Genomic DNA, 13616 nt, shown 5'->3' with positions numbered 1-13616 from the left:
TAAATCACTGCTTGCGACATGAAATTTTTATGTTGTTGGGGATTTGCCATCCACTACAGCCGTGGCCTCACCTTCGCCCAGCACCAGTCGCACTGTACTACCGGTTTCCAGTTGCTGGCTGCTGCGTACCAGCGTGCCATCATCCAGATGCACCAGGGCATAGCCACGGCTCAATACGGCTTGCGGATTCAGGTGGCTAAGACTTTGCGACAGCCGGACCAGTTGCTGCTGGCGGTATTGCAGGCGCTGTTGTGCGGCGGTTTGCAGACGCCAGTGCAGTTGTTTCAGGGTTACGGCCGGTTTGCTGGCCAGCTGCAGGCTGGCGCTTTGCAAGCGCCATTGCAACTGGTTCAGTGCTGCACTGCGCCCGGCCAGTTGCTGGCTGGGGGACAGCAGGCGGCGTGCCAGAAAATCCAGCTGCTGGGCGTGGTTCTGCAGGCGCTGCTGCAGTCGGCGATGCAGTTGCGTTTGTTGCTGTGAGAGGCGCTGCAACAGGCTCAGGCGGTCTGGTGTCGCCAGTTCAGCGGCGGCGGTGGGGGTGGGCGCGCGCTGGTCGGCCACGAAATCGGCCATCGTGGTATCGGTCTCGTGACCAACTCCGCTGATCACCGGCATGCTGCAACTGGCAATGGCACGTGCGACGATCTCCTCGTTGAACTGCCACAGGTCTTCGATGCTGCCACCGCCCCGGCACACGATCAACACATCGCATTCGGCGCGCTCGCTCGCGCGCTGGATGGCAGCGGCGATGCGTTCGGCCGCGCCTTTGCCTTGTACCGGCGTGGGGTAGATCACCACCGGAATGCCGGGCATGCGGCGCTTGAGCGTGGTCAGCACATCGCGCAGCGCGGCGGCATCGGGGGAGGTGACGATGCCGATCTGGCGCGGCAAGGCGGGCAGGGCGCGCTTGCGGCCCGCGTCGAACAAGCCTTCGGCCTGCAGTTTCATGCGCAGGCGCTCAAAGGCTTCGAACAGGGCGCCCAGCCCGGCACGCTGCAGGGATTCCACGGTGAGCTGGAAATCACCACGTGCCTCGTACAGCGTGACCAGGGCACGCGCTTCCACCTTGTCGCCTTCACGCGGTTGCCAGTCCAGATAGCTGTTGCGACCACGAAACATCACGCAGCGCACCTGTGCGCCCTGATCTTTGAGTGAGAAGTACCAGTGCCCCGACGCCGCGCGCGTGAAATTGGATACTTCGCCACTGACCCAGAACAGCGGGATGCTGCGTTCCAGCACCTCGCGTGCCAAACGATTCAGCTCGCTGACAGTCAGTACCTGGGCGGTCAGTGCCTGCGCGGTCAGTACATGCGGCATTTGCGTGGGCATCACGCGGGTGGGGCTATCGGCCATGCGAGGTGAATCCGTTACAATGAACTCAAATTATAGAGGGACATCATGCTGAATCAATTTTTCTCTGGGCTGTTTGGCGGCCGTCGTGGTTATTTCATCGGTTTTCTGGTCAGTTTCGGTCTGGTGGCCTATGCCTTGTTCATCCAGCAGAAGTTCAATTTGGAACCCTGCCCGCTGTGCATCTTCCAGCGCATGGCCTACATGGCGCTAGGCGTATTGTTCCTGCTGGCGGCTTTGCATAATCCAGGGTCAGGCGGGCGCAAGTTGCATGGCGTGCTGCAGTTCATCGCGGCGGCGACCGGCGCAGGCATCGCGCTGCGGCACATGTGGATCCAGGCCAACCCGGATAAAGTGATGGCGGAATGCGGCGCAGGCTTTGACTACATCTTCGAGAACTTCCCGCTCAAGAACGCGCTGGATCTGGTATTCAAAGGCACCGGCGAATGCTCGGCCATGGACTGGAGCCTGTTCGGCCTGACCATCCCGCAGTTGTCGCTGATCGGTTTTGTCGGGCTTGGACTGTTTGCGGTCTATCTTGCCACCTTGAGAACGCGTTGATTGAAGTAGCAGACATGTATAAAAGACTCGAAGACTTCGTTGGCAACACCCCGCTGGTCCAACTGCAGCGCCTGCCCGGCAACACCAGCAACACCATCCTGGTGAAGCTGGAAGGCAATAATCCGGCGGGCTCGGTCAAGGACAGGCCGGCCTTGTCCATGATCATGCGTGCTGAAGCACGTGGAGATATCCAGCCCGGCGACACGCTGATCGAAGCCACCTCCGGCAATACCGGCATCGCGCTGGCCATGGCCGCTGCCATGCGCGGCTACAAGATGGTGCTGGTGATGCCGGACAATCAGTCCATCGAGCGTCGCCAGACCATGAAAGCGTTTGGTGCCGAGCTGGTGCTGACCCCCAGGGATGGCAGCATGGAACTGGCGCGCGATGTGGCGCTCAAGATGCAGGCCGAGGGCGAGGGCATCGTACTCGATCAGTTCGGCAATCCGGATAACCCGCTGGCGCATTATGAAGGCACCGGCCCGGAGATCTGGCGCGACACGGCAGGCAAGGTCACGCACTTCGTTTCCAGCATGGGCACCACCGGCACCATCATGGGCACCTCGCGTTACCTCAAGGAACAGAACCCGGCCATCCAGATCATCGGCGTGCAGCCGGAAGAGGGCGCGCAGATCCCCGGCATACGCAAATGGCCGCAAGAATACCTGCCCAGCATCTATGATGGCAGTCGTGTGGATCAGCTGATCTATGTGAGCCAGAAGCATGCCGAGAACACCACCCGCCGCCTGGCCAGTGAAGAAGGCATCTTTGCCGGCATCTCCTCCGGTGGTGCCCTGTATGCAGCCTTGCAGCTGTCCAAGCAACTGGAGAACGCGGTCATCGTCTCCATCGTGTGTGACCGTGGTGACCGTTACCTTTCCACCGGCGTCTTCCCCTGAAGCCAGGGTCATGCAGACATGGCGTTGATACCATGACCCTGGCTTGATGGCCCTGAAACAAGCCACTGCATGTGCTTTGGAGCGGGCGCACTGAATGCTCAGCCACGCGCCGCATCGGCTATGGTTCAGCGGTATTAGTGATGCCGACCTGCACCGCAATCCACTACCACCAGCCCGGCGCTGGATGATGGCCTTGCTGACTCTTGTGCTATCGCTGGCCTCGCCGTCGCTACACGCGGTCAGCAGCATCACGGTGCAGATCGGTGCGATCAGTAGTCCAAATTTCCAGGCCAGCGACCTCAATCTGGAATTGCCCTTGCATAGCGGCAAAGCCGTCACATTGAAGACCCGCTTAAAGCAAGCGGACAGCAGCTGGGCCGAGGCCAGCCTGCATTGCCCGGCGCTGGAGAATCCACAAGCGGGCATGTGGCGCTGCCGGGATGCCAAACTTGCCAGTCCGCAGGCGAATGGCAATGTCAGTGTAGCGCTGCAACTGCCTGTGGCGCAGCAGCCGTTCAAGGCGGATCTGCAGCTTGCAGCATTCAGTTTCAGTGACCGTGTGGGCCTGCATGCGGGTGACAAACTGGCAGCTGATGTCAGCTTGCAAGCCACGCACGATGCAACTGGCTGGCGCTGGCAGGCCGCGCTGGACTGGCGCGAGGGCGAGCTGTTCTGGCAACCTTTTTACTTTGCTAGCGGCGGCCACAGCCTGCATGCGGCCGGGCATTACAGCGCGCAAGCGCTGCAGGTGGACACGGCGCAACTCAAGCTCAAGGCAGTGGGCAGCGCTGATGTTTCCGGCATCTACAACCTGTCAGGCAAGCGCATCGAGCAACTTGCCTTGCAAACCTCGGCGCTGGATCTGGCCACGCTCTACCCGCTGCTGTTGAAGCCTTTGCTGGACAAGACTTCGCTCAATGACATGGAGATGGCGGGCACCGCCAGCCTGCAGCTCGCCATGCAGGCGGGTGAGCTGCAGGATTTCCGGCTGGATCTGCAGCAGGCGGACATCGCCGACCGCAAGGGCAAGTTCGCTCTGTACAAGCTGCAAGCCAGCATCCCCTGGTCTTATGATGCAGCGCAGCCGATCGCACTGGATTATGCGGGTGGCCATCTGCTCGACATTCCGCTAGGTGCCGCCAGGCTGCGCGCCGAACTGGAGCGCTACTCGCTGCGTACGCCACAGCTGGTGCTGCCTATCCTGGATGGCGCGCTGACGCTCAATGAGGTCTCTGCTGCCTGGGTGAACCAGCAATGGCACTGGCATCTGCGTGCCGATCTGGCCCCCATCAGCATGACCGAGCTCAGTACAGCGCTGGGCTGGCCGCGCATGGAAGGGCAGGTGGCGGCGGCCATCCCGCAAGTGACCTACAGCGATGGAAAGTTGGCCACCAGTGGTGCCATGCAGTTCAAGCTGTTCGATGGCACGGTCACCGTGGGCAATCTGTCCATGCAGACCCCGCTGGGGCTGACACCGCGACTGAACGCCGATGTACAGTTCCGCAACCTCGACCTGGGCGCGCTGACGCGTACCTTCGCCTTCGGCGCCATCGAAGGGCGCATGGATGGTGACGTCAATGTTTTGCAACTCGCCAACTGGAAGCCTGTGCAGTTCGATGCCATGTTCAAAAGCAGTGCTGGCCGTTATCCACGCAAGATCTCGCAACGCGCGGTGGAGAACATCTCGGCGCTGGGTGGGGCGGGTGCGGCAGCCGCGGTGCAACGCAGCGTGCTGCGTTTCTTCAAGGAATTCAACTATGCCCGCATCGGCCTGACTTGCCGCTTGCGCAACAGTAGCTGCGCCATGGACGGGGTGGACGGCAACCCGGCGCACGCCCCTGTCAACAACACGGCCAGCGGCTACGTTATCGTGGAGGGCAGCGGCGTGCCTGCCATTACGGTGCTGGGTTACAATCACAGCGTCGGTTGGGACGAGCTGCTGGCCCGCCTGCAGCGTATCACCGCAGGCAATAGCAAGCCTGTCATCCAATAGCTGCAACGTTATCGTCAGTGCAGGTTCAAACCAGTGTGCGATCTTGCCTATGCGATCTTGTCTATGCGATCTTGCCTGGGCAAGTGATGGGCACCGCCAAACAAGTGAACGAGAGGATATGAACACCATGAGGATTTCCAATATCACCTGGGCAGGGCTGCTGCTGGCGCTCACGCTGCAAGCCTGCGTCACCATCAACATCTACTTTCCGGCCGCTGCTGCGGAAAAAGCCGCCGACAAGATCATCGACGAAGTCTGGCAGCTCAAGGAAGGCCAGCCAGCCAACACCGACCCCGCTGCTGCACCCGCCAAATAAGGAACCATCATGAACATCAAACAAACGCTCACCGGTTTTTACTTGTTCCTGGCAGTGCTGATGGTCGCTCCCATCACTGCGCTGGCCGCTGCGGACCTGGAGGTCAACACCCCGGCCATCTCCACCTTGAAGAACAGCATGCAAACCCGTCATGGTCAGTTGGCCGCGCACTACGGCAGCGGCGCGGTCGGCCTGACGCGTGATGGCCTGATCGCCGTGCGCGATGCCAATGCGGTGCTGCTGGCGCAGCGCCAGGGGGTCAACAGCCTGGTCAGCGCCGAGAACGGCGACCGCAACGCCTTGTATAAAGAGATCGCCACCGCCAACGGTCATCCGGAATGGGAGGCCGAAGTGCGCAGCACCTTCGCACAGCGTTGGGTGCAAAAAGCGCAGGGCGGCTGGTGGTATCAGGACGCCAGTGGCGGCTGGAAGCAGAAATAAGCGCTGAGTGCCTTGCGCCAATCTGGCTTGGCGGGGCCACATGCGCAGGTTGTGACGGGGCGAGGCAACATCAAGCTAATTACCGTCTTTCCAGACTGGGCGGGAATCCGGCCAATATGGCATAGGCTGGCTCTGACCCTCAGCCGTCATTCCCGCGTACCCGGGAACCCAGTTGGTGAATACTTAGGATGCCGCGAATAATCGTCATTCCCGCGCAGGCGGGAATCCAGACAAGTGTGAAAACCAGCCATGTTGGAATGTGAGCTGGCTTAAAACATGGATCCCGGCCTGCGCTGGGATGACGAGTGTTTGGATGGTGCTTTCTTGCTGACCAGTCCTTGCTGGCTCTGGATCGTCATTCCAGCGTACGCGGGAATCCAGTTGGTGAATACTTAGGATGCCGCGAATAATCGTCATTCCCGCGCAGGCGGGAATCCAGACAAGTGTGAAAACCAGCCATGTTGGAATGCGAGCTGGCTTAAAACATGGATCCCAGCCTGCGCTGGGATGACGAGTGTCTGGAAGATGCATCAGTCCTTGCTGGCTCTGGAAGCTGCCAGCCTGCAGGGGCCAAGGCAGTGACTCTCTGTGTGCAGATTCTGCCAGTTCGATATCGTGGCGCCTGCAAATCCCAGTAGCTGAAGGTTCCAGCAGTTGTACCTCCCGGTAGTTGCAACAGTATGGCCGTGTAGGTTACTTTTCTGATATTCAACCCGAGCAAACAAACCCGAGTTCAAACCCCAGCCATGACGCCCACCCTCATCTTTGATATCGAAACCATCCCGGACACCGATGGCTTGCGGGTGCTGCTCGACTTGCCTGCCGACACCAGTGCGGAGGATGTCGCCAACATCGCTTTCCATCAGCGCCGCCAGAGCCACGGTCATGACTTCCTGCCGCTGCAACAGCATCGCGTGGTGGCCATCTCCTGTGCACTGCGCGAAGGTGACAATTTTCGGGTGTGGACCCTGGGCACGCCGGATGCGCCAGAAGCCGAGATCATTCAGCGCTTCTTCGATGGCATCGAGAAGTACACCCCCAATCTGGTGTCCTGGAACGGCGGCGGCTTCGACCTGCCAGTGCTGCACTACCGCAGCCTGATCCATGGTGTGGTGGCGCCGCGCTACTGGGACATGGGCGACGACGACCGCGACTTTAAATGGAACAACTACATCAGCCGCTATCACAATCGTCATCTGGACCTGATGGACCTGCTGGCACTGTATCAGGGCCGCGCCAACGCACCGCTGGATCAGATCGCGCAGTTATGCGGTTTTCCGGGCAAGCTGGGCATGGACGGCAGCAAGGTGTGGGACGCCTACAAGAACGGCCAGATCGACGCCATCCGCAATTACTGCGAGACCGATGTCGCCAATACCTATCTGGTGTATCTGCGCTTTCAGCTCATGCGCGGCGCACTTACAGCCGAAACCTATGCCAGCGAGATCCAGCTGGTCAGGGACACCTTGGGCGGTTATGGCGGGGAACACTGGCAGGAATTTCTGCAGGCGTGGAAATGACACACCGACGGTAACAAATAACAAAGCCTGATCATGCGGGCTTTGTTATTGCATCGGTTTACTTGGAGTGCTGCACTGACTCGAAGCGCAGCGCGCGGGTGATGGTGCGGACTTGCAGCGTTTGTCGGCCTTTTTTATACAAGAACCAGCAGCCATCCAGTTCCATGGAAACGCAGTCCACCACTTCCGGTTTTCCCTGTTGATAGACCTCTTGCGCATACAAGCTGCTGCCACTGATGTCAGGATTGCTGACCGCTTGCCAGCCTTGTTTGATCAGCGCTGCCTTGACTTCTTCATATGGTTGACCAGAGGAAAACGCAGGTATTTCAGCATGTGCTGGCAGTGTCCATAAAAATAAACATGCCATCCACAGCGGTTGGATAGTGCGGATCATGGTGGGCCTTTGCTTTTTTGAAATAGCACTTAAACATCTTGTAAATCACACTTGATTTGAGACTGCATCCGGCCGCACAGGATTCCATTAGTCAGCTTGGATAATCAAAAGATACTTCATTTTTTGGGCTTCTAAATAGCTGAATCAGCTATGAAATCGCCTCAATCACTATATTCCTATCTAAATAAGTGGGCACTTTTGCATAAGTATGCAGTCGTACAAATAGCGTAACCTTTCTGGTTCAAGCTAACCCTTCCAAAACCAAGGAGTGATTCATGAGTTTAAAAGATGCATATCTCGATAAACTGAAAGCCCAACTTGACGAGTGGAGTGCCGACATCGATGTGCTGGAAGCACGTGCACGCAAGGCAGAAGCCGATCTGCGTATCAAGTCGGAAGAGCATATCGCCACACTGAAGGCCAAGCGTGACGAAGCCAAGGTCAAGCTGGAAGAAGTACGCGCATCCGCAGGCGATGCCTGGGAAGAGCTGCGTAAAGGCAGTGACGATGCCTGGGAAAGCTTCAAGCATTCGCTTTCCGAGGCTCGCAAGAAATTCAGCGAGTGATATCGCTGAATTCATCATTGAGCGCTGAATCGCTAGCGCAGTGAGAACAACGGGGCCGAGGCCCCGTTTTTATTTTGGTGTCTGCCTGCTTGTACGCATTCAACCATCCTCCTCCAGATCCCATTCCCATGTGACATGCTCCGCTGCGACATCCCGGTGCAGTGGCAGCCGATTTGCACGTATCTGGTGCTCGTTATCCTCTTTCCCTCTGCATGACGATTGCTCAGAACCATGTTATTTTTTGATACAAAATATTGAATATAAATTAAAAAATGACCGATTTTTGAATCGGTTCAATAATGGCATGCCGGTTGCTTTGGTATTACTGAAATTTATTTCGATAATACTTTTAAGGAGCCAGTCGTGTCGTCATCTTCCGGTATCACAGGGTTCAAACAGCTACTGCGCCGCACCGTGCTGGTCGCAGGTCTTGGTCTCGCCATGGTGGTAGAGGCAGCACAGCCGATCAAGATCGGTTACAGCGACTGGCCGGGCTGGGTGGCCTGGCAAGTGGCCATCGAGAAGGGCTGGTTCAAGGAGGCGGGTGTCGATGTCAAATTCGAGTGGTTCGATTATGCCGCTTCGATGACGGCGTTCTCGGCTGGCAAGATCGATGCGGTGACGGTGACCAATGGCGATGCGCTGGTGACGGCGGCCGGTGGCGCCAAGAACGTGATGATCATCGTCACGGATTATTCCAACGGCAATGACATGATCGTCGGCAAGCCCGGCATCAAAAGCCTGAAAGATCTTAAAGGCAAGAAGGTCGGCCTGGAGATCGGCCTGGTCGAGCATCTGCTGCTGCTTAACGGTCTGGAGAAAGCCGGCCTCAACGAAGCTGATGTCAGCATCGTCAACACCCCCACCAACGAAACACCGCAGGCGCTGGCCTCGGGCAGCCTGGCGGCCATCGGGGCCTGGCAGCCCAATTCCGGCGAAGCCATGAAGCGCGTGCCAGGTGCCAAGCCCATCTACACCTCGGCAGACGAACCCGGCCTCATCTACGACGTGCTGACCGTCAACCCGGTCAGCCTGTCCACGCGCCGTGCCGACTGGGAGAAGATCGTCAAGGTGTGGGGCAAGGTGGTCACGTATATCAACGACCCCAAGACCCAGCCGGATGCCGTCAAGATCATGGCCGGCCGTGTCGGCCTCAAACCCGCTGCTTATCTGCCTTTCCTCAAGGGCACGCGCTTGCTCACGCTGGAAGAGGGCAAGCAGGTGATGGTCAAGGCCGATGGCTTCAAATCCCTGTATGGCTCGACCAAGATCGTCGATGACTTCAACGTCAAGTACGGCATCTACAAGAAGCCGCAGGATCTGGACAAGGCCATCGACACCAGTCTGGTCAACAAGTAACGGTAATCAGGCAAAACGGCAGGCAGGGGAGCAGCATGGAAACAACGGCATGGTTCGCGGCACGGCAGGAGTTGCCGCCCAACAGGCGCAAGCTACTGGCGATAGGCTCCTTCGTATTGCCTATCCTGATCTGGTGTCTGGTGAGCTATGTGCCTTTCCTGTGGCACCCCATGGTGCGCATCAGCGATCCCGGTGCGGTGGATTATTTCCAGGCTGACATGCTGGTGGACAAGGCCGTGTTCCAGGCCGAGCTGGAAACCGTGCAGACGCAGGGCGGGGCCCTTCCCGTGGGGGAGTTGTCCAACCCGATCTACCTGCCACCGCCGCACAAGGTGGCCGAAGCGTTCTACACCGGTTTTACTACGCCACCCGCCAGCAAGGATGGCTTGTGGCTGCACCAAAGCCTGTGGCAGAGCATACAGGTGATCTTCTGGGGCTTTCTGCTCTCCTCGCTGGTGGCGGTGCCCCTGGGGGTGCTGGCCGGCACCTACAGTGCGGTGTCACGCCTGTTCGAACCGTTTATCGAGTTCTTCCGTTACCTGCCTGCGCCGGCCTTCGGTGCGCTGGCGGTGGCGGTGCTGGGCATCTATGAAGGCCCCAAGATCGCCATTATCTTCATCGGCACTTTTTTCCAGCAGGTGCTGATCATTTCAAACACCACACGCAAGCTGGATTACGCCTTGCTGGAAGCCGCGCTGACGCTGGGCACCAGCCGCCTCAAGCTGCTGCGTCATGTGGTCATCCCGGGCATCCTGCCGGACTTGTACCGCGACCAGCGCATCCTGCTGGGCTGGGCCTGGACCTACCTGATCGTGGCCGAGCTGATCGGCACCTCGTCCGGCATCACCTGGTTCATCACCCAGCAAGCGCGTTATGAACACTTCGAGAATGTATACGCCGCCATCCTCATGATAGGCATCATCGGCCTCGGCACGGATCTGGTGCTGGCCTGGCTGGGCAAGCGTTTGTTCCCCTGGGACAAACCGGCCAACAAACAATAATCAGCAGCAAGGGCGAGCCTCATGGACAACACGACACACGATTATCTGAGCCAGTCTGACGCGGTCAAGGCGCGCTTCGACAAGCTCAAGCAGCGCGAAGTGATCCTGGAAGTGAAAGGCCTCAACAAGGTCTATAAAAGCGCGCAAGGCGAGACCACGGCGCTGAGCAATGTCAGCTTCAAGACGCACCGCCGCGAGTTCGTGTGCGTGATCGGCCCGTCCGGCTGTGGTAAATCCACGCTGATCCGCATCCTGGCCGGGCTGGAAAGTTACAGCGGCGGTCAGGTGTTGCTGGATGGCAAGCCAGTCACCGGCCCCGGGCGTGATCGCGGCATGGTGTTCCAGGGCTATACCCTGTTCCCTTGGCTCACCGTGCGCAAGAACGTCATGTTCGGCCTGGAGATGAACGGCATGAGCAGTGAAGAGGCGCGCCGCGAAGCCGATCTGTGGCTGGAACTGGTGGGGCTGGAGCGCTTCGCCAGCGCTTACCCGCATCAGCTGTCAGGCGGCATGAAGCAGCGTGTGGCCATCGCGCGGGCGCTGGTCAACCAGCCGCGTATCCTGCTCATGGACGAGCCGTTCGGCGCACTGGATGCGCAGACCCGCTGCAAGATGCAGGCGCATCTGCTCGACATCTGGCGCAATGTGGACGTCACCATCCTGTTCATCACCCATGACCTCGATGAGGCCATCCTGCTGGCAGACCGCATCCTGGTGCTCAAGGCCAACCCGGGCGAAGTGCAGGAACTCATCGAAGTGCCCGTGCCGCGTCCACGCAGTGTGGATCAGCTGTTCACGCCGGAATTCATTGCCACCAAAGCCCGGCTGGAAGCCCTGATCCATCCGCCTGCCAGTATCGCCAGCGACGAAGTCGAGACCGTCAAACCGCATATGATCCGGTTTACCAATGTGGCGGACAACGTTGAGTGATCAGCGCCACTGCCATGTTTGAACTCCCCAACGCTTAAAGACAACACCATGACAGAGAACTCCATGCAATGGGCACACGCCAGCTGGGACGCGCTGCCCGCCATGATAGGCAGTGCCGCCAATAGCGCCATCCTGCCCATAGGCGCGACCGAGCAGCATGGCCCGCACATGGGTTGCGGCATGGACTACGTGCTGGCCGACATTCTATGCCGCGCCGTGGCCGACAAGGTGCAGGTGCCCATGTTACCGGTGATGCCTTACGGCTGTTCCATCGGTCACAGCCGCCGCTGGCCGGGCACCATAGGCATCAGCCCGGTCACGCTCATCGAGCTAATCAAGGAGATCGGCGACTGGGCTTACCACAGCGGTGTGCGTCGCCTGTTCATCGTCAATACGCATGTCACCAACGCTGCGCCGCTACGCTGTGCGCTGGAAATGCTGCGCAGCGAGCACGACGACATGATGGTGGCAGTGTTCAACTCCGCACTGATCAGCCCGCGCGTGCGTGCTTTCCACTTTGCCGACGGCGAGGACTGGCATGCCAACGATGCCGAGACCTCGCTGATGCTGGCCACCGCACCGCACATGGTTCGTGCCGACAAGCTGGCCATGGCCGACGACCCGGACCGCACCGATGGTCTGGTGTTCTCGCACCCGGTCAATCGCACCAGCCTGAATGGCGTGACCGGCCAGCCCAGCGCGGCCAGTGCCGAGAAGGGCGCGCAGTGGTTCGCCTGGATGGTGGAAGACCTCAGCGCACTGATCGAGAAAGGCATGCAGGAGACCCCGCCATTGCCGCATTCCTATTTCGATGCCGCAAGTCATCCCCACGCGTGATAGCGACCAGGTTTTGTTTTTAGATCCATCTCACAAGCTGTTGAAAGGTAACAAATGACGAAGTCCGCAGCAGAAATCAGCAAGATCCAGAACGAATTGAAAGACAAAGGGGTGAAGTACTGCATAGGCGCTTATGTGGACATCCATGGCGTGCCCAAAGCGAAAGTGGTGCCCATCGACCACCTGCCACAGATGGCGGCCGGTTCCGAGCGTTACACCGGCTACGCGCTGGATGGCCTGGGCCAGGCGCCCAGTGACGATGAGCTGAATTCCATCCCGGATCTGGATCACATCATCCCGCTGCCCTGGGAACCCAAGGTCGCCTGGATGCCCGCTGATAACGGCTTTCAGGGCAAGCTGTATCCGCTGAACACCCGTGTAGCGCTCAAGAACGTGCTGGCGCAGGCTGCGGAGATGGGCTTCGGCATGAATCTGGGCATCGAGTGCGAGATCTACCTGCTGAAACAGGAAGCCGATGGCAAGCTGGCTATCCCCAATCCTGATGACAAGCTCACAAAGCCCTGCTACGACGTGCGCGGCTTCATGGACAACTTCGGTTGGCTGGACAAGATGGCGACGGCGATCAATGACCTGGGCTGGGACCTGTATTCCTTTGACCACGAGGACGGCAACAGTCAGTTCGAGTTCGATTTCAACTACAGCGACGCGCTGACCATGTGCGACCGTTTCATCTTCTTCCGCTACATGGCCAAGCATTACGCCAAGGAACAGGGCCTGCTGGCCACCATGATGCCCAAGCCCTTCGCCGACAAGACCGGCACCGGCGCGCATTTCAACATGTCGCTGTACGACCTGAACACCGGCAAGAACCTGTTCGCCTGCGACCCCAAGGACGACCCGCGCGGCCTGGGCCTCACCACGCTGGGTTACCAGTTCATCGCCGGTATCCTCAAGCATGGTCCGGCGCTATGTGCCGCGTTTGCGCCCACCGTCAACAGCTACAAGCGCCTGGTGCGCCGTGGTGCCATGAGTTACTTCAGCTGGGCGCCGGTGTTCAATTCCTACGGTTCCAACAACCGTACCAATTCCGTGCGCGTGCCCATGGGCGGTGGCCGTTGCGAATCACGCAATGCCGACGGTGCCGTGAACCCCTACCTGGCCGCTACGCTGGCACTGGCGGCTGGCCTGGAAGGCATACGCGAGAACCTCGACCCTGGCATTCCCAACGAAGACAATCTGTATGCCATGACCGAAGCCGAGCGTGAGCAGCGCGGTATCGAGTTCCTGCCGCAGACGCTGGAAGACGCGGTGGCCGCGTTCGCCGCCGACCCGCTGGTGGAAAAGACGCTGGGCAAGGAGCTGCGAGACGAGTTCATCACTTACAAGAGTCAGGAATGGCAGACCTATCATTTGACGGTGAGTCAGTGGGAGGTCGATCGGTACAGCTACATGTTCTGACCGCATGGGCGCTGGCTTACTGCGCCGCCG

General features: G+C 59.2%; 14 protein-coding genes. 12 read left to right on the top strand and 2 right to left on the bottom strand.

Features of this window, described 5'->3' with window-relative positions; all coding sequences use genetic code 11:
* Positions 1-27: 27 nt before the first annotated feature.
* Positions 28-1329: an exodeoxyribonuclease VII large subunit gene (gene xseA, locus ED236_RS02810; protein ID WP_420820411.1), complete on the bottom strand. Its 1302-nt coding sequence runs from the start codon at positions 1327-1329 to the stop codon at positions 28-30.
* Positions 1330-1398: 69 nt separating this feature from the next.
* Here xseA and ED236_RS02805 point away from each other — a divergent pair, with 69 nt between their 5' ends.
* From ED236_RS02805 to ED236_RS02780, 6 genes are all read left to right on the top strand, one after another.
* Positions 1399-1911 (top strand): disulfide bond formation protein B, encoded by a 513-nt coding sequence (locus ED236_RS02805; RefSeq protein WP_123236393.1) that lies wholly within the window; start codon positions 1399-1401, stop codon positions 1909-1911.
* A 14-nt stretch (positions 1912-1925) separates the two neighbouring features.
* A complete protein-coding gene (cysM, locus tag ED236_RS02800) occupies positions 1926-2810 on the top strand; it encodes a cysteine synthase CysM (RefSeq protein WP_123236392.1) in 885 nt (294 codons plus the stop codon).
* A gap of 94 nt (positions 2811-2904) precedes the next feature.
* Positions 2905-4803: a translocation/assembly module TamB domain-containing protein gene (locus tag ED236_RS02795; protein WP_240031999.1), complete on the top strand. Its 1899-nt coding sequence runs from the start codon at positions 2905-2907 to the stop codon at positions 4801-4803.
* A 127-nt stretch (positions 4804-4930) separates the two neighbouring features.
* Entirely contained in the window at positions 4931-5119 is a 189-nt protein-coding gene (locus ED236_RS02790; protein WP_205125625.1) for a hypothetical protein, read from the top strand.
* A gap of 60 nt (positions 5120-5179) precedes the next feature.
* Positions 5180-5560: a YdbL family probable chaperone protein gene (locus ED236_RS02785; RefSeq protein ID WP_123236602.1), complete on the top strand. Its 381-nt coding sequence runs from the start codon at positions 5180-5182 to the stop codon at positions 5558-5560.
* 746 nt (positions 5561-6306) lie between these two features.
* Positions 6307-7080, top strand: a complete 774-nt coding sequence (locus tag ED236_RS02780; RefSeq protein WP_123236389.1) for a 3'-5' exonuclease — start codon at positions 6307-6309, stop codon at positions 7078-7080.
* A 58-nt stretch (positions 7081-7138) separates the two neighbouring features.
* Here the strand turns inward: ED236_RS02780 and ED236_RS02775 are convergent, their stop codons facing one another.
* Complete coding sequence (locus ED236_RS02775; protein ID WP_123236388.1) at positions 7139-7474, bottom strand: hypothetical protein; 336 nt, start codon at positions 7472-7474, stop codon at positions 7139-7141.
* A gap of 275 nt (positions 7475-7749) precedes the next feature.
* Here ED236_RS02775 and ED236_RS02770 point away from each other — a divergent pair, with 275 nt between their 5' ends.
* From ED236_RS02770 to glnT, 6 genes are all read left to right on the top strand, one after another.
* On the top strand, positions 7750-8040 hold the full coding sequence (locus ED236_RS02770) for a sll1863 family stress response protein (RefSeq protein WP_123236387.1): 291 nt from the start codon (positions 7750-7752) through the stop codon (positions 8038-8040).
* Between the two features lie 363 nt (positions 8041-8403).
* Positions 8404-9399, top strand: coding sequence for an ABC transporter substrate-binding protein (locus tag ED236_RS02765; RefSeq protein WP_240031998.1), 996 nt, complete (start codon positions 8404-8406; stop codon positions 9397-9399).
* Positions 9400-9434: 35 nt separating this feature from the next.
* Entirely contained in the window at positions 9435-10400 is a 966-nt protein-coding gene (locus ED236_RS02760) for an ABC transporter permease (protein WP_123236386.1), read from the top strand.
* Positions 10401-10421: 21 nt separating this feature from the next.
* A complete protein-coding gene (locus ED236_RS02755; protein WP_123236385.1) occupies positions 10422-11330 on the top strand; it encodes an ABC transporter ATP-binding protein in 909 nt (302 codons plus the stop codon).
* Positions 11331-11378: 48 nt separating this feature from the next.
* On the top strand, positions 11379-12167 hold the full coding sequence (locus tag ED236_RS02750; protein ID WP_240031997.1) for a creatininase family protein: 789 nt from the start codon (positions 11379-11381) through the stop codon (positions 12165-12167).
* A gap of 54 nt (positions 12168-12221) precedes the next feature.
* Positions 12222-13586: a type III glutamate--ammonia ligase gene (gene glnT, locus ED236_RS02745; protein ID WP_123236383.1), complete on the top strand. Its 1365-nt coding sequence runs from the start codon at positions 12222-12224 to the stop codon at positions 13584-13586.
* The last annotated feature ends 30 nt before the right edge of the window (positions 13587-13616 follow it).

Origin of the sequence: Pseudomethylobacillus aquaticus (assembly GCF_003730115.1) — a bacterium.
GTDB lineage: Bacteria > Pseudomonadota > Gammaproteobacteria > Burkholderiales > Methylophilaceae > Pseudomethylobacillus > Pseudomethylobacillus aquaticus.
This window is presented reverse-complemented; position numbering and strand designations above follow the sequence as displayed.

What these genes read in the sequence shown, in the direction of transcription:
- xseA (WP_420820411.1), bottom strand. Translation starts at nt 1,329, where the DNA reads ATGCCCACGCAAATGCCGCATGTACTGACCGCGCAGGCACTGACCGCC.
- ED236_RS02805 (WP_123236393.1), top strand. Translation starts at nt 1,399, where the DNA reads ATGCTGAATCAATTTTTCTCTGGGCTGTTTGGCGGCCGTCGTGGTTAT.
- cysM (WP_123236392.1), top strand. Translation starts at nt 1,926, where the DNA reads ATGTATAAAAGACTCGAAGACTTCGTTGGCAACACCCCGCTGGTCCAA.
- ED236_RS02795 (WP_240031999.1), top strand. Translation starts at nt 2,905, where the DNA reads ATGCTCAGCCACGCGCCGCATCGGCTATGGTTCAGCGGTATTAGTGAT.
- ED236_RS02790 (WP_205125625.1), top strand. Translation starts at nt 4,931, where the DNA reads ATGAGGATTTCCAATATCACCTGGGCAGGGCTGCTGCTGGCGCTCACG.
- ED236_RS02785 (WP_123236602.1), top strand. Translation starts at nt 5,180, where the DNA reads ATGGTCGCTCCCATCACTGCGCTGGCCGCTGCGGACCTGGAGGTCAAC.
- ED236_RS02780 (WP_123236389.1), top strand. Translation starts at nt 6,307, where the DNA reads ATGACGCCCACCCTCATCTTTGATATCGAAACCATCCCGGACACCGAT.
- ED236_RS02775 (WP_123236388.1), bottom strand. Translation starts at nt 7,474, where the DNA reads ATGATCCGCACTATCCAACCGCTGTGGATGGCATGTTTATTTTTATGG.
- ED236_RS02770 (WP_123236387.1), top strand. Translation starts at nt 7,750, where the DNA reads ATGAGTTTAAAAGATGCATATCTCGATAAACTGAAAGCCCAACTTGAC.
- ED236_RS02760 (WP_123236386.1), top strand. Translation starts at nt 9,435, where the DNA reads ATGGAAACAACGGCATGGTTCGCGGCACGGCAGGAGTTGCCGCCCAAC.
- ED236_RS02755 (WP_123236385.1), top strand. Translation starts at nt 10,422, where the DNA reads ATGGACAACACGACACACGATTATCTGAGCCAGTCTGACGCGGTCAAG.
- ED236_RS02750 (WP_240031997.1), top strand. Translation starts at nt 11,379, where the DNA reads ATGACAGAGAACTCCATGCAATGGGCACACGCCAGCTGGGACGCGCTG.
- glnT (WP_123236383.1), top strand. Translation starts at nt 12,222, where the DNA reads ATGACGAAGTCCGCAGCAGAAATCAGCAAGATCCAGAACGAATTGAAA.